Here is a 20,607-nt window from a genome sequence, read left to right as displayed (position 1 = left end):
ATCCTTCAGGCCATGAAGCCAGGCATCCACCCCGACTACCATCCCGTCGTCTTCAAGGACGGCTCCACCGGCAAGGCCTTCCTGACCAGGTCGACGGCCACGTCGAGCCGGACCGTCGAGTGGGAGGACGGCAACACGTACCCGCTGATCGTGGTCGACGTGACCGCCGACTCCCATCCGTTCTGGACCGGCAAGCAGCGGCTCGTCGACAGCGCGGGCCGGGTCGAGAAGTTCCGTCAGCGCTACGGCGACAGGAGGCGCTGATGGCCGTCCCGAAACGCAAGAAGTCGCGCAGCAACACCCGGCACCGCCGGGCGCAGTGGAAGGCAAGTGCCCCCGACCTGGTCGTGGTCACCACACCGGACGGCCGGAAACTGTCGGTTCCCCGTCGATTCGTCCAGGCTTATCGCCGTGGCCTGGTCCATTGACGCTGCGCAGCTGTCGATTCACCGTCGCGCTTAACACGGTTTTTGCTTCGCCGGTTTTTCGCCCTTTCCTGCTGCACTATTGGTCCTGATCGTGAAATCACGGAAGGGATCAGCAGATGAGGATCAAGACCGTTGGATTGGTCATCGCCGGCGCCGCCGTGGTCGCGGGAGCCGCGGGCGGCGTCGCCTGGGCGAGCGGCGGTGGGGCTGACGAGCCCACGCCCAGCGTGCGGATCGTCCAGCAGGAACAGCCGGACCAGCAGCCGCAACGGGACTGCCCGGAGAAGAACGGCGGCGGCGGCGCGGGCGGCGCGGCCCCGGCTCCGTCCGCGGAGACCCTGTGACGACGGAAGCCCTTGAGCAGACCCTGTTCGAGGTCAAGCGGATGATCGTCGGGCAGGACCGGCTGGTCGAACGGCTGGTGGTCGCGCTGCTCGCGGACGGGCACTGCCTGCTGGAGGGCATGCCCGGGGTCGCGAAAACCCTTGCCGCGCAGACGCTCGCCACCGCCGCGGGCGGATCGTTCGCCCGGATCCAGTTCACCCCGGACCTGGTGCCCTCGGACATCGTGGGCACCAGGATCTACCGGTCGTCGAAGGAGACGTTCGACGTCGAACTCGGCCCGATCATGGCGAACGTCGTGGTCGCCGACGAGATCAACCGGGCGCCCGCGCGCGTCCAGTCGGCGCTGCTGGAGGCCATGGCCGAGCGCCAGGTCTCCATCGGTGACCACTCGTACCAGGTGCCGAAACCGTTCCTGGTGCTCGCCACGCAGAACCCCATTGAGTCGGAAGGGGTTTACGCGCTGCCGGAGGCCCAGCGCGACCGGTTCCTGATGAAGGTGGTCGTCGACTACCCGACCGAGTCGGACGAGCTGGCGATCCTGTACCGGATGGGCGTCCGCAGGCCGGTCCCGCGCCGCGTGCTCGACCCGCAGACGCTGCTCGCGTTGCAGGAGCAGGCAAAGGACGTCTACGTCCATCACGCCCTCGCCGAGTACATCGTCCGGCTCGTGCTCACCTCGCGTCAGCCGGAACGAGTCGGCCTCGCCGACAAGATCGCTTTCGGAGCCAGCCCAAGGGCGACCTTGGGGCTGGCGGCGGCCGCGCGAGCGCTCGCGTTGTTGCGCGGCCGTGACTACGTGCTTCCCACGGACATCCAGGAGTTGACTGTGGACGTTCTGGCACATCGTCTTGTGCTGACGTTCGACGCGTTGGCCGATGGTGTCTCGGCGGAGTCCGTGGTCCGGCACATCGTCGCGAGCGTGCCGGTCCCGCAGATCACGCCGACACAGGCGAGCGTGGCATGACCAGCGTCAGTGATCTGGTGCCGGATCGCCGGATCCGGCAGCTGGAGCTGACCATCACCCGCAGGCTCGACGGCTTGCTCCGCGGTGAGTACGCGGGACTGCTGCCCGGGCAGGGCAGTGAACTCGCCGGAAGCCGCGAGTACCGGCCGGGTGAGGACGAAGTACGCAGGATCGACTGGGCGGTCACGGCACGCACCGACATGCCGCACGTCCGGGAAACGGTGGCGGAGCACGAGTTGACGACGCAGTTGCTCGTGGATGCCACGCCGAGCATGGATTTCGGCACCGTCGAGCTGGAGAAGCGGGAACTGGCCGTGGCCGCGGTGGCCGCGGTCGGGTTCCTCACCGCGGGCGCCGGGAATCGGCTCGGCGCCGGCATTCTCACCGGCGACGGCGTCCGCCGTTACCCGGCGAGGGCGGGTCGCGCGCACCTCATCGGCCTGCTGCGCAAGCTGCTCGCGCAACCGCGCGGGCAGGAGGGGCAACAGGCCGCTTTGGCCGATGCGATCCGTGCTCTGCACACCGCGTTGCGGCGGCGTGCGCTTGTCGTGATCGTCTCGGACTTCCTCGACGACAGCGACTGGCCACGCGAGATACGCAGGCTTGCTACCCGGCACCAGGTGATCGCGATCGAGGTGACCGATCCTCGCGAACTGGAGTTGCCGGACGTCGGGCTGCTGACCGTGGTCGATCCCGAGACCGGCAGGAAACGCGAGATCGCGACCGGTAGCCGTCGGCTGCGGGAACGGTACGCCGCCGCCGCGTCCGAGCAACGCCTTGCGGTGCGACGCGGATTGCGTTCGGCCGGTGCCGCGCACGTGCCGCTGAGCACCGGCCGGGACTGGGTCGCCGACATCGTGCGGCACGTGCACGCCCAACGCCGACTGGCCCTGGGAGGCAAGAGATGACGTTCCTGTCGGCAGGCCGGCTCTGGCTGCTGGCCGCCGTCGCCGCCCTGCTCGTCGCTTACCTTGTGCTGCAACGGCGACGCAGCAAGTACGCGGTGCGGTTCACCAACCTGCCCTTGCTGGACAGGGTCGCGCCGAAGAAACCCGGGTGGCGCAGGCACATTCCGGCCGGGCTGTTCCTCGCCATGCTGGCGGTCCTGGTCGTCGGGTTCGCCCAGCCGACCGCCGCCGTCCAGGTTCCCAAGGAACGCGCGACCGTGATCGTCGCCGTGGACGTGTCGCGGTCGATGGGTGCGACGGATGTGGCACCCGACCGTCTCGCGGCCGCCCGTGCGGCGGCACACGAGTTCGTCGACCTGTTGCCCGGCGGCTTCAACGTCGGTCTCGTCGCCTTCGCGGGCAACGCGTCCGTGGTCGTCGCTCCGGTCACCGACCGGGAGGTGCTGCGGACGGGCATCGACCGGCTGACGTTGGGCTCGGCCGGAGCGACCGGTACGGCCATCGGCGAGGCGATCACCGCGTCGCTGCAGGCCGTGCGTTCGCTCGACGACAGCGCGGCGCAGGAGCCGCCACCGGCCCGTGCGGTCGTGTTGTCCGACGGCGCCAACACGACCGGACGCGATCCGGACGAAGCGGCCGCCGAGGCCGCGCAGGCGAACATCCCGGTGGACACGGTCTCGGTCGGCACCGAGAACGGGTCGGTCGAGATCGGTGGCACGCGGCAACAGGTGCCGGTCGACGGTGAGACGTTGCGCGCGGTCGCCGAACGGACCGGCGGGACGTACCACGAGGCCGCGACCGCGACCGAGTTGCGGGACGTCTACTCCGACATCGGTTCTTCGGTCGGTTACGACACCGAACAGCGCGACATCTCCAGCCGGTTCATCGGCATCGGCCTGCTGCTCGCGCTGGGCACGACCGCCGCGTCGATGTTCTGGTTCTCGCGGATCCCGTAGGAGGCAGGAGATGACCACCACCCACACTGGACTGGGCGAACCCCGTGGGCCCGATTTCCAGTCCGCCGCAGGACTCACGCCGTCGCCTCCGCCGCGGCAGGTGCCACCCGCACTGGCCGGGCCCCAGGCGCCCGGCCGGTGGGGCCGGGTACTGGGCGCCGGGCTGCTGATCGCCGGTGTCTCGGCGGGGACCGGCGGCCTGGCGGGCTGGTACGCGGGCGGCTCCGGCGAGCAGGCCGGAACGTCGACCATCACGCGGGCGGCACCGGCACCCGACGCCCCGGCCGGCAGCCTGGTCGGCGTCGCCGACCGGGTCCGGGCGGGCGTGGTGTCCGTCCAGGCGCCACGCGGCGGCCGGACCGCCACCGGGTCCGGCTTCGTGATCGACGACCGGGTGCACATCATCACCAACAACCACATCGTCGCCGGGGCGTCGTCGGTGACCGTGACCGGTGCGGACGGCCGCAGGCGTACTGCCACCGTCGTCGGCACCGATCCCAGCAACGACGTCGCCGTGCTGCGCGTCGAGCCCAGCCCCGATCTGCACGCGCTCGTGCTCGGCCGGTCGGCCGACGTGCGAGTCGGCGAGCAGGTGCTGGCGATCGGTTCGCCGCTCGGCCTGGCGGGCACGGTCACGTCCGGCATCGTCAGCGCGGTCGACCGGCAGGCCCGGATCGGCGGTGGCCAGCAGACCGCCGTGCAGACCGACGCGTCCATCAACCCCGGCAACTCCGGCGGGCCGCTGGTCAACTCCCGTGCCGAGGTGATCGGCGTGAACACCGCGATCGCCACGTACGAGGGCGGCGGGTCGATCGGGATCGGCTTCGCCATCCCGATCGACCGGGCCGCGAGCGTGGCCGAGCGCATCATCTCGACGAGCAGGTAAGACGATGCGACTGCTGCTCGTCGAGGACGAGGAAGATCTCGCCGAGGCCGTGCGAATCGGACTTCGGCGGGCCGGGTACGCGGTGGACCACGCCACAACCGTGGCCACCGCGTACGAACGGCTCACGGTGAACGCGTACGACTTGCTCCTGCTGGACCTGATGCTGCCGGATGGTGACGGTTTCGCGCTGTGCAACGCGATCCGTGACGGTTCGATGCCTGTTGTCGGCGGTTCGGAACTCCGCGTGGTGATGCTCACCGCTCGCGGCGGACTGCCCGATCGCGTACGCGGCCTGGATGACGGCGCGGACGACTATCTCGTCAAACCGTTCGCACTGGACGAGTTGCTGGCACGGGTGCGGGCGGTGCTGCGACGGGAAACCCGGGGCAGCACAGCGATCCTCACGCACGGCTCGTTGCGTCTGGACTCGGCACGGCATGAGATCTGGCACGAAGACCGGAAGGTCTCCCTGTCGCCGAAGGAGTTCGCGGTGCTGGAGTACCTGATGACCCGGCCAGGGCACGTGGTGTCCACTGAGGACCTGCTTGAGCACGTGTGGGACGAGAACATCGACCCGTTCACGCAGACCGTGCGGGTGACCGTGGGGACGTTGCGGCGCAAGCTCGGCGGTGAGCCGTCGGTGATCGAGACCGTGGTGGGCAAGGGATATCGGTTGAAGGAGGTGTGATGCGGTTCGTGCGCTCGATCCGGTTCCGGCTGACGGTGTTGTACTCGACGCTGTTGTTCGTGCTCGCCGGTGGCGGGTTGCTGGTCACGTACTTCGCGGTCGAGCGCACCACGGACCCGCAGGCGATCACCAAACAGTACGAGGCCGAACTGGTGAAACGACGGGCCGACGGGACCGAGATCCCGGTCGGCACGATGACGGTGGCGTCGGTGCAGGAGATCGAATCCGAGGTCACACTGCGCACGCTGAACGCGATGCGGACGTATTCGGGATACGCGATCGGCGGCCTGTTCGTCACCAGCCTCGGCATCGGCTGGATCCTGTCCGGCCGGGCGCTGCGGCCCGCACGGTCCATTGCCCGTGCCGCACGGGAAATCCAGGCGACGGACCTGTCCCGGCGAATCAACCTCGGCGGGACCAAGGACGAACTACGGGAACTGGCCGACACCATCGACGCCATGCTCGACCGTCTGGACGACGCGTTCCGCGCGCAACGCCGGCTCATCGACGACGCCTCCCACGAACTGCGCACACCGCTGGCGGTGATCCGTGCGCACCTCGACGCTTCGCTGAAGTCCACCCAGGCGGGCGAAGCCGAGCGGACGCGGGCCGTCGAGGTGATCGACCGGGCGACCGACCGGATGTCCCGGCTGGTGGAGGACCTGCTGGCGACCGCCCGCCGGAACTCGGCGGCCCTGGTGGACGCGGACGTGGACCTCGGTGCGATCGCCAGGGAAGCGGGGGAGGAGTTCGCGTTGCTGGCAGCGGAGAAGCGGCTCCGGCTGGCCTATCGGGTCAGCGATTCCCTCCGCATGATCGGTGACCACGACGGCCTGCGGCGCGCGGTCGGCAACCTGCTGTCCAACGCGGTCCGGCTGTCGCCTCCGGGCGAGGTGATCACGGTCGGCGCCGGGCGTGGCGAGGGATGGCTGTGGGTCGCGGTCGCCGACAACGGCCCAGGAATCGCAAGCGAGGACCAGAGCCGGGTCTTCGACCGGTTCTGGCGCCGGGGAAGCGACCGGCACACCGGCCTCGGCCTGGCCATCGTCCGGCAGATCGTGGAGTCCCACGGCGGCAAGGCCGCCGTGTTCTCCCGGCTGGGGCGCGGAAGCACCTTCGTGCTGTGGTTCCCCGAGCCCGGCGCGTCCCCGCCCACCACCCCACCCCCCAAACCCCCTCGTGAGTGTTTATCGGGGTTAGAACCCGGATAAACACTCACGAGGCTGGACCTGTCTGCGCACGTTGGAAACGGCGTTCTGGCTGCCGGACATCGACGACAAGTTCCGTCCGTAACATGGGGGTATGACCGAACGCAAGCCGTCCGGCATCTCCTTCGAGACGTGGGTCGACCGGCAGGTCCGGGCGGCGCGGGAACGAGGCGACTTCGACAACCTGCCCGGTATGGGGAAACCGTTGCCGGGCGCGGGGAAACCGTACGAAGAGGACTGGTGGATCAAGAGTTACCTGAAACGTGAGGGGCTCACCGCCGAGACGATGCTGCCCACGCCGTTGCGGCTGCGCAGACAGATCGAGCGGCTGCCGGAGACCGTGCGCGATCTGCGGTCGGAACGGGAAGTCCGTGAACTGGTGGCCGACCTGAACGCGGAGATCGTCGCGTGGCTGCGGGCGCCGTCCGGCCCGTTCATCCTCAGGGTCGGACGAGTGGACGCGGACGAGGTCGTCGCACAGTGGCGGGCGAACCGGCCGAAGCCGGAGCCGGTCGAGCGGCGGCCTGAGAAGCGCCGATGGCTTCGGCGCGGCCGGAAACCCTGAGTTTGGCGTAGATCGACGACAGGTTGTTGCGCACGGTCTTGGGCGCGAGACGCAGTCGGTGGGCGATCGCCGAGGTGGACAGCCCGTCGCGCAACATGTTCAGGATCTGGTGTTCCCTGGCGGTCAGCTCGTCGTCCGTACTGAGCAACCTGCCGATCCGTGAGGCGATCCCGGCACCGAAGATCACCTCGCCTGCGGCCACGCCACGGATAGCCGGCGCGATACTCGCCTTCTCAGCGCCTTTGACCAGATAACCACGGGCGCCTGCCTGTACGGCGGTGCGGATCGAGGCGTCGTCGTCGAGCCTGGAGACGACCAGGACAGCGGTCTGCGGTGCGGCACGGACCACGTCGCGAATGGTGTTCATGCCCGCGTCATGCGGTTCGAGGACCAGCACGTCGGGGCGGTGCCGCAGGACGGCGTCGAGCGCCTGCGGACCGGTCGCGGCGCTGCCGACCACCGCAATCCCGTCCGAAGTGGACAGAGCGGGCAGAGTGGACAGGATGGGCTCTTGGTCGGCGAGCACCACCGTCACCGGGCGGGTCGGTAATCGGTCGCCGCGCATGGCCGGGATTGTGGCCCGTCCCGTCGCGGTTTCCGCGCAGTGCGTGTGCCGGGCGCATTCGGGGTGATGAACCGTCATGACGGCTATTCGGAGCCGCCTGCCGTCAGGAGTGCCGGTTCACTCGAATGCCGGGCTCGGCTGCGGTCTCAACGCCGACGCCATCCGCCCGATCATGGTCAGGTACTCGGTCTTCAGCTGTGGTTTCGCCGGTTCCGGCGCGTCGGCCAGTGTCATCCCGGCCGCGTTGAGCATGCCGAAGACCAGCCGGGTCGTGGTCTGCAACGGCTGCCGCTCCAACTGGCCCGTCTCCATCAGATCGCTCAGCAGCCGCTGGATGAAGCCGTACGCCAACGCTTCCTCGGCCGCGAGCCACTGCGGCCAGCCGAACGCGATCGGCCCTTCCTGCCAGACGATCTTGCCGTAGACCGGGTCGCAGCACCGCTCCAGAAACACGTCCAGTGCGAGGAACGCCGCCTCCCACGGGTCTTTCCCCCGTGCCGCGGCCGCCGCGGACTGCTCGAGCGCGTCGTGCTCCAACTCCTCGAAGACCGCCTGGAACAAGGCGGTCTTGTTGGCGAAGTGGTGGTAGATGGCGCCGCGCGTGGCCTGGATGTCCGCGGCGATGTCCTCGAGCGCGGTTCCGGCGAATCCCTGTTCGGCGAACCGGCGGGTGGCCGCGGCCAGCAGTGCCGCCCTGGTGGCCTGTGAGTACTGCTCGCGCCGGCTCGCAACCGTGGACATACTCACAGCATAGGACATACATTGTGTATGTGACAGACACAGCGTATGTGGGAGGGGATGTGTCCGAGCCGGAGAGGGTGTGGTTCAACCCGTTCTCACCTGGGTTTTTCGACGACCCGTACCCGCATTACAAGCAGCTGGCCGAGGAACACCCGGTGCAGGATCACCCCTTGGGGTTCTGGTTCCTGAGCCGGTACGACGACGTGCTCGCCCTGCTGCGGGCCGGGCAGTCGGTGGAGATCCGCAACATGGCCGACGGCCCGGTGCGACAGCAGGTCGACGCGGTCACGGCGGGCGACCAGGTCAGCGTGCTGACCGCCTCCATGCTCGACCGTGACCCACCGGACCACACCAGGCTGCGTGCGCTGGTGACGAAGGTGTTCACCCGACGCGCGATCTCGGCGCTGGCACCGCGGATCACCGCGTTGGTCGACGCGGCGCTCGACGAGATGGCCGAACAGGGCAGCACGAACCTGGTCGAGCAGCTGGCGTTCCCGCTGCCGTTCGCGGTGATCTCGGAGATGCTGGGGCTGCCGACGGTCGACAGCACCCGGATTCGTGATCTCTCGGGCACTCTGGTGCGATCGCTCGAAGTGGTCACCGATGAGGAGACCGCACGGGCGATCGCGGACGCCAATGCCGAGCTGACCGTGCTGACCAAGGAACTGGTGGCGTGGAAGCGGGCGAATCCGGCGGACGACCTGCTGACCGCGTTGATCACGGCCGAGCACGAGGGCCAGGTCCTCAACGAGGACGAACTGGTCGCCCAGGTGATCCTGCTGTACGTGGCGGGCCACGAGACGACGGTCAACCTGATCGCCAACGGGACTCTGGCCCTGTTGCATAACCCTGACCAGCTCGCGCTGCTGCACGAGCAACCGGACCTGGCCGCGAACGCGGTGGAGGAGTTCCTGCGCTACGACTCCCCGGTGCAGCAGACAAGAAGGATCACGATCACGCCGTACACCGTCGGAGACGCCGAGATCCCGGTGGGCTCGTTCGTGCTCGCCTGCTTGGCATCGGCCAACCGGGACGAGCGCGTGTTCGGCCCGGACGCGCACAAGTTGCGGCTGGACCGCAAGGAAGCACGGCACCACCTGTCGTTCGGCGGCGGACCGCACCACTGCCTCGGCGCGGCGCTCGCGCGGCTGGAAGGTCAGATCGCGATCGGCCGCCTGGTGCGACGGTTCCCCGAGCTGACGCTGGACGGGGACGTGCGGTGGAACAACCGGATCAACCTGCGTGGCCTGACCACGCTGCCGGTCAAGGTTCGCGCCACCTAGCGCGGCCCACCGTCGCGAACAGTCCCAAGGGGATGGTGAGCGTGCCGGCGATGAAGAAGATCGTGCCGTAGGCGCCCGCTTCGGCCAGCCCGGCGACCGCCGCGGCCGCCACCGCACTGCCCGCGAACAGTGCGGTGGCGAACAGCGAGATCATGGTGGCGCGGGCGTCCGGGACCACCTCGGTCGCCCACGTCTGGATCGACGAGTGCATCGCGGTCCACGCGAGGCCCAGCATGACGGCGGCGCCGATGGTGATCAGGGGAGTCTGGCCGATGGCGAGCAGAGCGCTCGCGATGACGGCGGCGCCCGCGCCGATCGCGATGAGCCTGGACGGGTGCAGCCGCTTGGTCAGCGTCAGCACCACTCGCGTCATCAGGAACACGGCGAGCCCGTAGACCGCTGTGACAGCCCCGGCGGTTGTCGGCGTCGCCCCGGATTGCTCGACCGCGGGCGGCAGCAACGTCAGAACACCCAGCAGCACAACGCCTTCGGTGAATGCCATGAGAAGGACAAAAAGGGCGGCCTTGGTCCGGCCCACGGACGCGATGGCCTTGACGACGTTGCTGCCTTTACGCGTCATCGGCGGCTGCGGCAGGTTACGCAGATATACGGCCAGAACGATCGATACGACGCCCGTCGCGATGAAGGCCGCACGCCATGACAGCAGCTGAGCGGTCACGCCGGCGCCGATGGACGCCAACCCGATGCCCATCGCTGTACCGACCATCAGGCGGGTGATCTCGGGTTGCCGTTCCTTCGCGGGAACCGTGTCGCCGACGTAGACCAGGCTCGCCGGATAGGCGGCGCCGAAGAACCCGCCCGCCAGTCCTCGGGTGATGGCCAGCCAAAGCGGGTCGCCGGCAAAAGCCGCGGCGATCGTGGCGACCGCCGCGGCGAGCAACGTCAGCCGCATCGTCCTGACCAGGCCCAGCGCGTCCGACACCGTGCCCCACACCAGTTGCATCAACCCGTAGACCAGGAAGTAGACGCTGGCCGCACGGACCACTTCGGACAGTGGGGCAGCCAGATCGGCGGCGATGGAGATCAGCATCGGCGGCATCACGAACCGGTCGAGCGTGCTCACAAACGTTGTGAGCTGCAACAGCCTGATCGCCCGCATACGCCGACGCTACGTCACAGGCAATCGATTGCCGCCGCGGTTGGGACCGAGATCTCTTTTCCGCGTGGATTCCCGGCCCGACGGGCTCACGCTGCTTGGCCGGTGTCGTACGAGGCGGCGCGCAGCTCCAGTGTGCGCGCATGCTCATAGCTCGCAGCGGCATACGCGCGTTCTTGTGCTGCGTCGTGACCGTCGCATTCGGCGAGCCGTTCGTGCATCCGGCCTTTCGCCCGGTACCACTCGGCGACTGCCTCGTCCGGTGCGCCGGGCTCAGGGTGCTGGTAGAACCGCTTCGTCATCTCGTTCATCGCGTCTCCTCCGCCGCCGAGAATCTGCCGGATTCGTTCGCGGGCAAGCTCGACGATGACTCGTGACGCGTCTCAGTTCCGTCATCCGCCGATGACGGGCACCTCAGAGCAGGTCGGTGAGCGGCGGCATCGCGCGCCAGGCCTCGATCGCCGGTTTCATGCCCTCGCCGAGCGACGGCATGTCCGGCACCTGCGCGTGACAGGCGACCACTTGCAGCATGCGGATGCCCTCCATCAGCCGCAGGACGCGCTCGTTCAGCGGCTTCGGCGCGACCTCGTCGTACGCCTTCTCGCCTTCAGGACCCGCGAACGACAGGTCCCACTCGACCGGGCCGCGCGTGACCAGTTCGAAGTCCGAGCACAGTTCGCCCCGCGGTGTGGCGATCAGGTTGTAGAGCGGCGAGTCGCCGTGGATGGCCTGGACGCCGACATGGGGGAACGCCGTGGTGAACGCGGTTTCGCTCGCCACCAGGGGCCGCACCGCCTGCCACTCGCGCACCGCGCGGTCGACGTCCGCGGGGGAGACCAGATCCGGGCGGTCGGCGAGGAACTCGAACGACTTGTCGAAGAACGGGTCGAACGAGCCCAGGAACGGCAGCTCGCCGGGATAGTCCCGGAGCGCCCTGTGCAGGCCGGCAGCGAGCCCCGCGGCTCGCTCCGGGCTCGTCTGGGCACCTTCGACCTGTTCGACGTACTGCCAGAACGTCATGGAGAACCCGTCACGACGGACGGGTTCACGCGGCACGAGCGGGCTCGGCGCGACGACGGGATGTCCTTGGTCGGCCAGCCAACCCGCGACAGCCAGCTCCCGCTTCTGGTCTGCTGCCTGGATCTCCGGCGTCGACCACGGCGGAAGTACCGTCGGCACGCGGGCGACCACCGGTGACGGCGCCAGGTGCACGATGACGGAGAAAACGCTGTAGAGGACGTGCGGCTCGGTGACCGTGAGCCCGAGATCGCGCCCCGCGGCGGCTGCGGCCTCCCGCGCACGGTCCGTGCGGGCAGCTACTTGTTCGTCGGTCAGCATGGTATGTGTCATGTCCTCGATGGTCAGTCGCTGATCTCGGCGCCGCGCCGGTGCCGCCGCACGCTCTCCTCGACCAGGTCGAGCACCGGCTCCAGGTCGTCGGCCGGCAGCCCCATCGCGAGGTGCGAGACGAGCCCTTCGAGCACCAGCTCCAGGAACGCCGTCAGCACCTTGACATCCACGTCGTCACGCAGGTTGCCGGCCTCCCGCTGGCGCTGCAGACGCTGACGCGTCGCCTCGGTCAGCGCCTCGGACCGCTCGGCCCACCGGCCGCGGAACTCCGGGTCGGTGCGCAGCCGCCGGGACACCTCCAGCCGGGTACCGAGCCAGTCGGCCGGGTGATCCTGGCCTGCGGGCGCGGCCAGCAGGTTACGCATCACCTGAACGAGACCCTGCTCGGCCACCACGTCGGCCATCCGGCGCGCCTCGTCCTCGGCCAGCGCCAGGAACAGCGACTCCTTGTCCCGGAAGTGGTGGAAGATCGCGCCTCGCGACAGGCCGGTGGCCTCCTCGAGCCTGCGTACGGTGGCGCCTTCGTAACCGAAGCGTGCGAAACAAGTCCGGGCACCGTCCAGAATTTGGCGGCGCCGGGCGTCGAGATGGTCCTGGCTGACCCGTGGCATCGAAGAATCGTCCCACGTACTGGGCGACTATTGCAATCCGTACGTACGGATTGCGAGCGCTGGGGCGTACACAGAGTAACAGGTCTTGACACAGAGGCCACCAAGGAAGGCGGCACCGCGCGAACATCCAGCACGTCCCGTGCGGCTCGTGGGGGCGCAGGCGCCATCAACACCGCGTCAGCGAGTTCGCTGGCAGCGGTAATCGCTCACGTGGGCTCCGTTGCCCGGTCGTGGACAACTCACCCGAGCCTGGTCATCCGATCGAGCGAACTGCCCGTCCACAGCGGAGGCAAGCCGGACCTCGGACCCGACGCCTCAGAAAGCACCACTACGTGCGGCTGAACGCGACGCGCGCCAGGTCGGTCGCACGGTCGCACGTGTCGGCGGAGCGAGGGGAAACCCGCCGGTAAGCGACCGCGACCTCCTCTCCGGTGTGATGGCGAAAAGTGACGGTACACAGATCCTCGCCGGGTGATGCCGGCTCGGCTTTGCGGTAGACGGTACGGCCATCGAGTTCGATCTGCTCGCCGAGGTTCGTGGTGACGTCCTGCGCGGGTACGCCAGGACCGATCTGGACCTTGACGGTGTCGGTGGCCAGCCACCCGCAGATGCGCAGTTCGGCGAGGCCGCTCCACGTGATCGGCCCAGCGGTCCGCTCCACGGTGGCGGAGTCGAGGAACGTGCAGGCGTCCTTCGTCAGCAGGGAGCCGGGCTTCAGGTTGTAGCGGAATCCACCAGTACGGATTCGAGTGATGGCCTCCCGCAACGCTGTCCGCGCCACTTCGCAGGAACCCTCGGCGGGTTCGCGGATCTCGGCGCTCAGGCCGAGTGCCGGCCGGTTCGTCAACGGCATCATGGCCACGCAGTAGGAAGGGGTGGGGTTGAAGGTCACGATACCGTCGGATGCGACGGTGGTCTCAGCGGAGTACATCATTTCCCTGCCGACGAACAGGAAGACCGTGACCTGGTCCGCGTTCCGGGCCGCGCACATGGTGCCCTGGGCGGTTGCGGTGGAATCGCCGGGCCGTTGAGGACCGGAGATCAGGTCTCGGGTACTGCCCGTGGCCACACCCGTGATGTCGTTGACCAACGCACAAGGGTCGACCCGGCGCAACGTGTCCGTGGTCAGCGCTTCCGCGACGGTCAAAACCGGCTGGGCCGCCACCGGAACGGATCGATCACCATCCCCTTGGTCCGAGAGGTGAACCGCGGTGACGGCGAGCAACGCCGTCACGATCACCATGGCCGACGCCAGAACCGCCGTCCACCGCCGGCGACGTGGCTTGGGCTGCGGCGCTGGAGGAGTACGGGCAGGCCATGCCAGAGCGGTGCGTACCTGTTCATGTTGCCGCGTGATCAGACCGTTCACCGGTGCTGACCAGGTGACGGCGCCAGATGTGTCGAGTTGGTCGAGCACTTGCGCCGCCGTGGGGCGCTGCCGGGGATCCTTGCTCAGGCATGGCTCGACCAGTTGGTGGATACGGGGCGGGACGAGTGCGAGGTTCGGCGCGGTGTGCACGACGTTGTAAAGCGTCTGGGGAGTGGAGTCGCCGCTGAACGGCCCGTGTCCCGCAGCGGCGGCGACAAGCATTGACCCGAAGGAGAAGATGTCGCTTGCCGGTCCCAGTTCCCTTCCCTCGGCCTGCTCGGGCGACATGAACGCGGGCGACCCGACCACGGAGCCGGTGCTCGTCAGGTCGGGACCGCCCGCCAGGGCCCTGGCGATCCCGAAGTCGATCACCTTCGGGCCGTCGGCGGTGAGCAGCACGTTCCCGGGTTTGAGATCGCGGTGCACGAGCCCCGACCCGTGGATGGCCCGCAACGCCGACGCGAGCCCGGCGGCGAGAAGCAGCACGGCGTGCTCCGGTAACGGCCCTGTCTCGTCGATCGCCTGCCGCAGCGACGGGCCGGTCATGAAGACCGAGGCGAGCCAAGGCTCATCCGCCTCCGGGTCGGCGCCCACGATCGCGGCGGTGTACGCGCCCGACACCCGGCGGGAAACCTCCACCTCCTGCCGGAAGCGCGCACGGAACTCGTCGTCACGGGCCAGTTCGGGATGAACCTGTTTCACCGCGACGAGCCGTCCGTCAGGCGCCGCGCCAAGAAAAACCCGGCCCATGCCGCCTTGACCGAGCGACGCCACCAGGCGATAAGGCCCGATTCGCTCCGGATCTCCAGAACGCAACGGCTGCATGGCTGTAGCTCCTAAGGCAGCTTCACGATGACGGCCGCGGCGAAATCCCTGGCCTTGGCACACGGATCCGCGTCAGAGCCCGCGTATTGGATGTGCACGACTTCGGAGAACGGCGGGGTCAGCGGGCGATGAGCCCACTCCAGTGCGCACTCGGAGCTGGAGATCTGTCGCTGATGAAGGGTGATCCCGTTGGCTTGGACCGGTGTTCCGGATGGCTCGGCACCGTGCCGGAACATCAGCAACAACGCCGCCGACGCCTGCCAAGTGCAGTGGTGCAATCCGGTCTGTCTGACCTTGGCCGTGCCACCGACCAGCCGATCGGCCACGGCCGTGTCGGCCGCTGCGCACGGATCGAGCGGCCCCAGTGATTCCGGTTGGGTCCAGCGGCCATGGCCCGCCTTGATCCGCCTGACCGCCTCGCCGAGAACGGCTTTGCCGCCGTCACAGGACGGATCTGACTCGACCCGCACCGCGACGGTCAACCCCGGTGTGTCCTGGAGCAGGACGTATGCCGTGCATCTGTTCGAGCTGTGTGGCGGCTCGGTGAAGCCTTGGAGTCCTTCCACCACGATCGAAGTCCTGGTGCCCGTGTTCAACCGCCCGAGGAACAGGCTGACCTCATAACCGGCCGTGCGGTAGTCGCAGACGTCGAAACCGTTCACCTTTTCGGGTCGCAGAACCCCGCCTCCCGGCGCTGGTGCACCGTCTAGCAGGGCGCACGGGTCGACGTCCAGCACAATCTGCTTGGTCAGCTGATTCGGTGGAGGCGAACCGCTGCTTGTCGTTGCTGGGAGCGGAGCGGGCGAGGCGGTGCCACCACTCATACCAACCGCGATCGCTCCGACGGCGAGTAACGCCACCGCGCCCACCGCTATGCCGATTTTCCACCCGTAACGCGGTCGTCCGGCGCTGAGAGCTTCTCGTGCCATGGCTTTGCGCTGCGCGATGGCCGCGTGGACCGGCGGCGGCCACGGCTGCGGATCGGGATCCGCCGACGGCAACTCCCGCAGTACCTGATGAGCCGTGGGGCGCAGAGCCGGATCTTTCGCCAGGCACATCTCCACCACCCGCCGCAATCCCGGTGGCAGCATGCGCAGATCCGGCTCGTGGTGAACGACGTTGTACAGGATCTGGGCGGCCGAGTTGCCCGGGCAGGGACTTCTCCCCGTAGCGGCCGTCACCACCAGCGCGGCCCACGAGAAGATGTCGCTGTCCTGGCCCGCCTGCCTGCCTTCGGCCTGCTCCGGAGACATGAACGCCGGCGATCCGAGCACGTCCCCGGCGTGGGTCAGCTCGGTCGTGCCGTCGGTCGCCCGCGCGATGCCGAAATCGATCACCCTGGGCCCGTCTTCGGCGAGGATCACGTTGCCCGGTTTGAGGTCCCGGTGCGCCAGGCCGGCGTGGTGGATCTCCGCCAGCGCCGCGGCCAGGCCCACGGCCAGCCTGCCGACCGCCTGCTCCGGCAACGGCCCGGAGAGCTCCAGCGCTGTGCGCAACGACGGCCCGGCGATGAAAACCGATGCCGACCACGGGATTGCCGCGTCCGGATCGGCATCCAGGACTGCCGCGGTGTAGGCCCCTGGCACCCGCATGGACATCTCAACCTCACGACGGAACCGCGCCCGGAATTCCGGGTCGTCCGCGAACCGGGCATGCATTCGCTTGATCGCGACCAGCTGTCCGTCCGGCGCCCGTCCCAGGTACACCCGGCCCATTCCGCCCGAGCCCAACTGGGCCAGCAGCCGGTAGCGGCCGATCTGCCGGGAATCACCATGTTCGTCTGTTCCCACTTGCCGAAGTCAAGCAACCGCGCCTTGGACAAACCTTGTATCGGCCGTTCGGCCGCCGTGGCCTGCCGAATTGGCGCGCGATGCCCACGTGTCACCACGGGCGATGACCAAGGTGATCCACGCGCTGCACGACCGAGGCCTGGTGACACGGCCCACCACGGTGTCATCCGGGATCGCTGCCCGCCTCGTTGCCGCGCGAGGGTGTGACCATGCTTGAGCGCCTTGATCCGGGGACCATGTCCTCGCGCGGCTCGGCGGACAGGATCGGCGCGACTCTCAGCGGCTGCTCGTCACCCTCGGCTGAAGGCTGTCTCGGTTCACGGCGGGCCGGATCCGCCGAGGCGGCCTAGGCCGACACCGTCAAACTGACTCGTCGAGCAAACCGGCGACGATGATCCGGCAGGCCCGCTGAATGTCCAAAGCGGGCAGCGGGCGAGTCAGCACCTCCGTGATCAACCCGTCCAGGCATGCCAGCAGAATCCGGGCGTGCCCCTCGGGGTCCGGGGAGCCCAGCCGATCCAGCCACCGGCCGCCGAGCTGCCAGTACCGGACAGTCCACCCGAGAATCTGGTCGGCGATCTCCGGACGCCAGGCCGCCTCCAGGAAGATCGCGCGCCGCGCCAGCGTCAGCTCGCGCGCGGGTTCGGTCATGTACAGCACCATGTCGGTCAACTTGCGGACGAAGGCCTCACGGTCGACCACCCCCTCGACCTTGCCCAGCAAGTCGGCCAGCAGGGACTGCTCGGTCTTCACCAGGTGCCCGAGCACGCCCTGGATGAGTGCGTCCCTGGTGCGGAAGTGGTTGGACGTGCTGCCCTTCGGCAGTTCGGCGGCGGCGTCCACGGACAGGTGGGTCAGGGCCCGTGGCCCGCCCCTGGCCAGTACGGACACGGCCCCGATGAGGATCTCGTTACGACGAGTCGGCACAAGCGAATAGTACTGCAAATGTAGTTTCGGTAAACCATGTCAGCACCTGTCAGGGTTCGCCGTCATCGTTGTCCGCATGACAGATCTGAGTGGCAAGGTGGCGGTGGTCGCGGGCGGGACCCGCGGTGCGAGCAGGGCGATCGCGGTGGAACTCGGTCGTGCGGGGGCGTTCGTGTACGTCACAGGCCGCAGCTCGGGCACCCGGCGTTCCGAAGTGGACCGTCCGGAGACGATCGAGCAGACCGTCGAGCTGATCGAGCGGGCCGGGGGCAAGGGGGTGGCCGTCCGGGTGGATCACCTGGAACGCGACCAGGTCGCCGGCCTGGCCCAGCGGGTGGACCGCGAGCAGGGGCGGCTGGACATCCTGGTCGACGGCATCTGGGGTGGTGACGCCTACATCGGCTGGGGCAAGCCGGTCTGGGAGCAGTCGCTGGACGAGAGCCTGCGGATGATCCGGCTGGGCATCGACGCGCACCTCATCACCAGCCATTTCCTGTTCCCGCTGATCATCCGCAACCCGGGCGGCCTGGTCGTGGAGATGACCGACGGCACCGCCGAGTACAACTCGAAGTACCGCAAGGGCACGTCGTTGGGGTTCTTCCTCGCCAAGGCCGCGGCGCACCCGCTGGCCATCGGGGAGGCGTTCCAGACCAAGGAGTACGGCACGACGGTGGTCGCCATGACGCCGGGCTGGTTGCGCTCCGAGGCGATGCTGGAGGCGTTCGGCGTGACCGAGGAGAACTGGCGTGACGCGCTGAAGGAGCAGCCGTACTTCGCGATCTCGGAGACGCCGACCTTCACCGGGCGGACCGTCGCGGCGCTGGCGGCGGACCCGGACAAGGCGCGCTTCTCCGGCCAGACGCTCAACAGCGGCCAGCTGGCCAAGATCTACGAGATCGACGACGTCGACGGCAGCAGGCCGGACGGCTGGCGGTACGTCGACGAGGTCCAGGAGCCGGGCAAGGACCCGGACCCGACCGGTTACCGGTGACGGTCCCACATCCGCCGTGCGGCGTCCGCGAACGCGGCCCGCACGGCCTCCGGCTCCACGATCTCCACCTCGACACCCAACGCGAGCAGCTGCCCGGCGGCGATGTCGGGGCGTTCGAGGCCCAGTTCGACCTCGGTCCAGCCGTCCGGCCCGGGCGGCTGGGCCTGCGCGAGCGCCTGGGACGCCAGGTCCGGGTCGAGCACGACCGGCAGTGCGCGCACGCCGACCGGGCTGAGCCGTACCCGGACCTTCACCTGCTGCAGGGACCGCTCGAACTGCGCCGACGACTGCTGCCACCAGCTCGCCAGGTCGAAGTCCGTCGGCCGGTCGAAGTGTTCGTCGAGCTCTGACACCGCGGTGATCCGGCTGACGCGGTACGTACGGATGCTGCCGTTGACGCGCGCGACGAGGTACCAAACGCCTGCCTTGAGTACGAGCCCCAGTGGGTCGAGTACACGCTCGACCGTCCGTTCGCCACTGCTGTAGCCGATACGTATCCGCTGTTGCTCCCATACCGCGCGTGCGACGTCGGCGAGGTGCTCGGCTTCGTCCTCGCGCTTGAACCAACCCGGGGCGTCGAGGTGGAAACGCTGCGCCACGTGCTGCGCCTGGTCACGCAGCGGGGCAGGCAGAGTCGCGGAGACCTTGGCGTGCGCGGCCGACACGGCTGTGCCGAGGCCGAGTTCGGCGAGTGCCCGCGGCACGCCCATCGCGAAGATCGCCACGGCTTCCCGCGATGTCAGGCCGTCGAGCCGGGTGCGCCAGCCGTCGACCAGCCGGACGCCTCCATTGCGGCCAGGTTCCGTCCACAACGGAACTCCGGTGGCCTGCAACGCGGCGATGTCCCGGTGCATGGTCCGTTCGGACACGCCGAGCGCCTCGGCCAGTTCGGGAATCGTCGCGCTGCGCCTGCTCTGCAGCGTGAACAGCAGCGCCACCAGGCGTTCGGCTCGCATGCCGGAATGATACTACGAGCCGAACTATGTCTGTAGTAGCCTCGCGGCATGGACATCACGGTGGTGGGTGGCGGGATCGGCGGGCTCGCCTGCGCGGTCGCGTTGGTCAACGCGGGACATCCGGTGCGCGTGGTGGAAAAGCGTGATGGGTTGGCGGATGCGGGGACTGCGCTGGGCATGTGGCCGAACGCCTTACGTGCCCTGGATCGGCTCGGTCTCGGCGACAAAGTCCGTCACATCGGTGTGGCGCAGGCGGAAGCGGTGTTCCGGCGGTCGGACGGCCGATTTCTTGCCCGAATTCGGCCACCGGAAGCGGTGGTTCTGATTTCCCGGGGCGCGCTCACCCGGCTGCTGCGTGCGGCGTTGCCGGACGGTGTGGTCGAAACCGGCGTCGAAGTGTCCGATGTGGATGAGTTGGCCGCCGGTAGCCGAGCGGTCGTCGGCGCCGATGGCATCCACAGCGTGGTGCGCAAGGCGTGCTTCGGCGACGCCTATGGACTCCGCTACGCGGGATACTCGGCGTGGCGCGGCATCGTCAAGGGGGAGTACGGGCCGCCTGGAGAGATCATGGGCCATGGCGCCAAGTTCGGCGTCACGGGCGTGGAAGGCGGTCGCACGAACTGGTTCGCGCCGGTCTGGGCGCCCGCCGGTGTGCGGTACGCCGGCGAGGGTTTGCCGGAACTTCACCGGATATTCGGCGAATGGTGCGAGCCGGTTCCGCGAATCCTGTCGCTGGCGGACGAATCGGACATCCTCCGCCATGACCTCTGTTATGTGGCGCCACGATTGCGCTCGTACGTGCGGGACCGTGTTGCCCTGGTGGGGGATGCGGCGCACGCGATGACGCCCGACCTGGGGCAGGGAGCTTGTCAGGCCTTACTGGACGGGGCGGTGCTCGGCCGTTGCCTGGCGACAATGTCTGACACAGAAGAAGCGCTTCGACGCTACGACTCCTTGCGTCGCAAGCCTTCCCAGCGAACCGCGGCCACCGCACGACAGGTCGGCCTGTTGACCATGCGACCCCGGATGGCGTTGGCGCGTAACGCGTTGCTCCGTACCGGTGGACTGCTGATGCGCTGAGTAATCGCTCCTGGTCCAGAGGTCGCCGTAAGCTCCGCGCAATGATTTTGTCGG

The 20,607-nt window shown here is 68.6% G+C and carries 22 protein-coding genes and 1 pseudogene; 13 read left to right on the top strand and 10 right to left on the bottom strand.

What is annotated here, in order from left to right; all coding sequences use genetic code 11:
- The first annotated feature begins 12 nt into the window (after nucleotides 1-12).
- The 10 genes from GC106_RS11330 to GC106_RS47665 all read left to right on the top strand — a co-directional run bounded on the left by GC106_RS11330 (nucleotide 13) and on the right by GC106_RS47665 (nucleotide 6,948).
- Nucleotides 13-264 carry a type B 50S ribosomal protein L31 gene (locus GC106_RS11330; RefSeq protein WP_173128083.1) on the top strand — a complete coding sequence of 84 codons (252 nt, stop codon included), beginning with the start codon at nucleotides 13-15 and terminating at the stop codon, nucleotides 262-264.
- A complete protein-coding gene (gene rpmF, locus GC106_RS11325) occupies nucleotides 264-428 on the top strand; it encodes a 50S ribosomal protein L32 (protein ID WP_173128080.1) in 165 nt (54 codons plus the stop codon). The genes GC106_RS11330 and rpmF overlap by 1 nt, the downstream gene beginning before the upstream one ends.
- A 116-nt stretch (nucleotides 429-544) precedes the next feature.
- On the top strand, nucleotides 545-772 hold the full coding sequence (locus GC106_RS11320) for a hypothetical protein (protein ID WP_173128077.1): 228 nt from the start codon (nucleotides 545-547) through the stop codon (nucleotides 770-772).
- A complete protein-coding gene (locus GC106_RS11315; RefSeq protein ID WP_312872597.1) occupies nucleotides 769-1,737 on the top strand; it encodes an AAA family ATPase in 969 nt (322 codons plus the stop codon). Before GC106_RS11320 ends, GC106_RS11315 begins: the two co-directional genes overlap by 4 nt.
- Nucleotides 1,734-2,645, top strand: coding sequence for a DUF58 domain-containing protein (locus GC106_RS11310; RefSeq protein ID WP_173128074.1), 912 nt, complete (start codon nucleotides 1,734-1,736; stop codon nucleotides 2,643-2,645). The genes GC106_RS11315 and GC106_RS11310 overlap by 4 nt, the downstream gene beginning before the upstream one ends.
- Nucleotides 2,642-3,601 carry a VWA domain-containing protein gene (locus tag GC106_RS11305; RefSeq protein WP_173128071.1) on the top strand — a complete coding sequence of 320 codons (960 nt, stop codon included), beginning with the start codon at nucleotides 2,642-2,644 and terminating at the stop codon, nucleotides 3,599-3,601. The genes GC106_RS11310 and GC106_RS11305 overlap by 4 nt, the downstream gene beginning before the upstream one ends.
- 10 nt (nucleotides 3,602-3,611) lie before the next feature.
- Entirely contained in the window at nucleotides 3,612-4,487 is an 876-nt protein-coding gene (locus GC106_RS11300; protein ID WP_173128068.1) for a S1C family serine protease, read from the top strand.
- Between the two features lie 4 nt (nucleotides 4,488-4,491).
- Nucleotides 4,492-5,175: a response regulator transcription factor gene (locus GC106_RS11295; protein WP_173128065.1), complete on the top strand. Its 684-nt coding sequence runs from the start codon at nucleotides 4,492-4,494 to the stop codon at nucleotides 5,173-5,175.
- Nucleotides 5,175-6,386, top strand: coding sequence for a sensor histidine kinase (locus tag GC106_RS11290; protein ID WP_173128062.1), 1,212 nt, complete (start codon nucleotides 5,175-5,177; stop codon nucleotides 6,384-6,386). The genes GC106_RS11295 and GC106_RS11290 overlap by 1 nt, the downstream gene beginning before the upstream one ends.
- A gap of 91 nt (nucleotides 6,387-6,477) precedes the next feature.
- On the top strand, nucleotides 6,478-6,948 hold the full coding sequence (locus GC106_RS47665; protein WP_173128059.1) for a DnaJ family domain-containing protein: 471 nt from the start codon (nucleotides 6,478-6,480) through the stop codon (nucleotides 6,946-6,948).
- 31 nt (nucleotides 6,949-6,979) lie between these two features.
- Here the strand turns inward: GC106_RS47665 and GC106_RS11280 are convergent.
- Nucleotides 6,980-7,513, bottom strand: a pseudogene (locus GC106_RS11280) (response regulator); the annotation flags it as partial.
- Between the two features lie 117 nt (nucleotides 7,514-7,630).
- Nucleotides 7,631-8,254 carry a TetR/AcrR family transcriptional regulator gene (locus GC106_RS11275; protein WP_173128056.1) on the bottom strand — a complete coding sequence of 208 codons (624 nt, stop codon included), beginning with the start codon at nucleotides 8,252-8,254 and terminating at the stop codon, nucleotides 7,631-7,633.
- A gap of 59 nt (nucleotides 8,255-8,313) precedes the next feature.
- On the opposite strand from GC106_RS11275, the gene GC106_RS49260 reads away from it, so the two are divergent.
- Entirely contained in the window at nucleotides 8,314-9,537 is a 1,224-nt protein-coding gene (locus tag GC106_RS49260; protein ID WP_312872596.1) for a cytochrome P450, read from the top strand.
- Here GC106_RS49260 and GC106_RS11265 read toward each other — a convergent pair.
- The 7 genes from GC106_RS11265 to GC106_RS49255 all read right to left on the bottom strand — a co-directional run bounded on the left by GC106_RS11265 (nucleotide 9,518) and on the right by GC106_RS49255 (nucleotide 17,526).
- Nucleotides 9,518-10,657 carry an MFS transporter gene (locus tag GC106_RS11265; protein WP_173128053.1) on the bottom strand — a complete coding sequence of 380 codons (1,140 nt, stop codon included), beginning with the start codon at nucleotides 10,655-10,657 and terminating at the stop codon, nucleotides 9,518-9,520. The genes GC106_RS49260 and GC106_RS11265 overlap by 20 nt on opposite strands.
- Nucleotides 10,658-10,743: 86 nt before the next feature.
- Nucleotides 10,744-10,965 (bottom strand): hypothetical protein, encoded by a 222-nt coding sequence (locus GC106_RS11260; RefSeq protein WP_173128050.1) that lies wholly within the window; start codon nucleotides 10,963-10,965, stop codon nucleotides 10,744-10,746.
- A 103-nt stretch (nucleotides 10,966-11,068) separates the two neighbouring features.
- Nucleotides 11,069-12,004, bottom strand: coding sequence for an aminoglycoside phosphotransferase/kinase family protein (locus tag GC106_RS11255; RefSeq protein WP_246365492.1), 936 nt, complete (start codon nucleotides 12,002-12,004; stop codon nucleotides 11,069-11,071).
- Between the two features lie 11 nt (nucleotides 12,005-12,015).
- Complete coding sequence (locus GC106_RS11250; RefSeq protein ID WP_173128047.1) at nucleotides 12,016-12,615, bottom strand: TetR/AcrR family transcriptional regulator; 600 nt, start codon at nucleotides 12,613-12,615, stop codon at nucleotides 12,016-12,018.
- A 328-nt stretch (nucleotides 12,616-12,943) separates the two neighbouring features.
- Nucleotides 12,944-14,809: a serine/threonine-protein kinase gene (locus GC106_RS11245; protein ID WP_173128044.1), complete on the bottom strand. Its 1,866-nt coding sequence runs from the start codon at nucleotides 14,807-14,809 to the stop codon at nucleotides 12,944-12,946.
- 11 nt (nucleotides 14,810-14,820) lie between these two features.
- Nucleotides 14,821-16,599, bottom strand: coding sequence for a serine/threonine-protein kinase (locus GC106_RS11240; RefSeq protein WP_173128041.1), 1,779 nt, complete (start codon nucleotides 16,597-16,599; stop codon nucleotides 14,821-14,823).
- 360 nt (nucleotides 16,600-16,959) lie between these two features.
- Complete coding sequence (locus GC106_RS49255) at nucleotides 16,960-17,526, bottom strand: TetR/AcrR family transcriptional regulator (RefSeq protein WP_173128038.1); 567 nt, start codon at nucleotides 17,524-17,526, stop codon at nucleotides 16,960-16,962.
- A gap of 76 nt (nucleotides 17,527-17,602) precedes the next feature.
- On the opposite strand from GC106_RS49255, the gene GC106_RS11230 reads away from it, so the two are divergent.
- Nucleotides 17,603-18,517, top strand: coding sequence for an SDR family oxidoreductase (locus tag GC106_RS11230; RefSeq protein WP_173128036.1), 915 nt, complete (start codon nucleotides 17,603-17,605; stop codon nucleotides 18,515-18,517).
- Here the strand turns inward: GC106_RS11230 and GC106_RS11225 are convergent.
- Nucleotides 18,508-19,473, bottom strand: coding sequence for a helix-turn-helix transcriptional regulator (locus GC106_RS11225; RefSeq protein ID WP_173128034.1), 966 nt, complete (start codon nucleotides 19,471-19,473; stop codon nucleotides 18,508-18,510). The two genes, GC106_RS11230 and GC106_RS11225, sit on opposite strands and share 10 nt — an antisense overlap.
- Nucleotides 19,474-19,521: 48 nt before the next feature.
- Between GC106_RS11225 and GC106_RS11220 the strand changes: the two genes are divergently transcribed.
- On the top strand, nucleotides 19,522-20,553 hold the full coding sequence (locus GC106_RS11220) for an FAD-dependent monooxygenase (protein ID WP_217280375.1): 1,032 nt from the start codon (nucleotides 19,522-19,524) through the stop codon (nucleotides 20,551-20,553).
- The last annotated feature ends 54 nt before the right edge of the window (nucleotides 20,554-20,607 follow it).

Origin of the sequence: Kibdelosporangium persicum, assembly GCF_013280595.1 — a bacterium.
Classification (GTDB): domain Bacteria; phylum Actinomycetota; class Actinomycetes; order Mycobacteriales; family Pseudonocardiaceae; genus Kibdelosporangium; species Kibdelosporangium persicum.
This window is presented reverse-complemented; position numbering and strand designations above follow the sequence as displayed.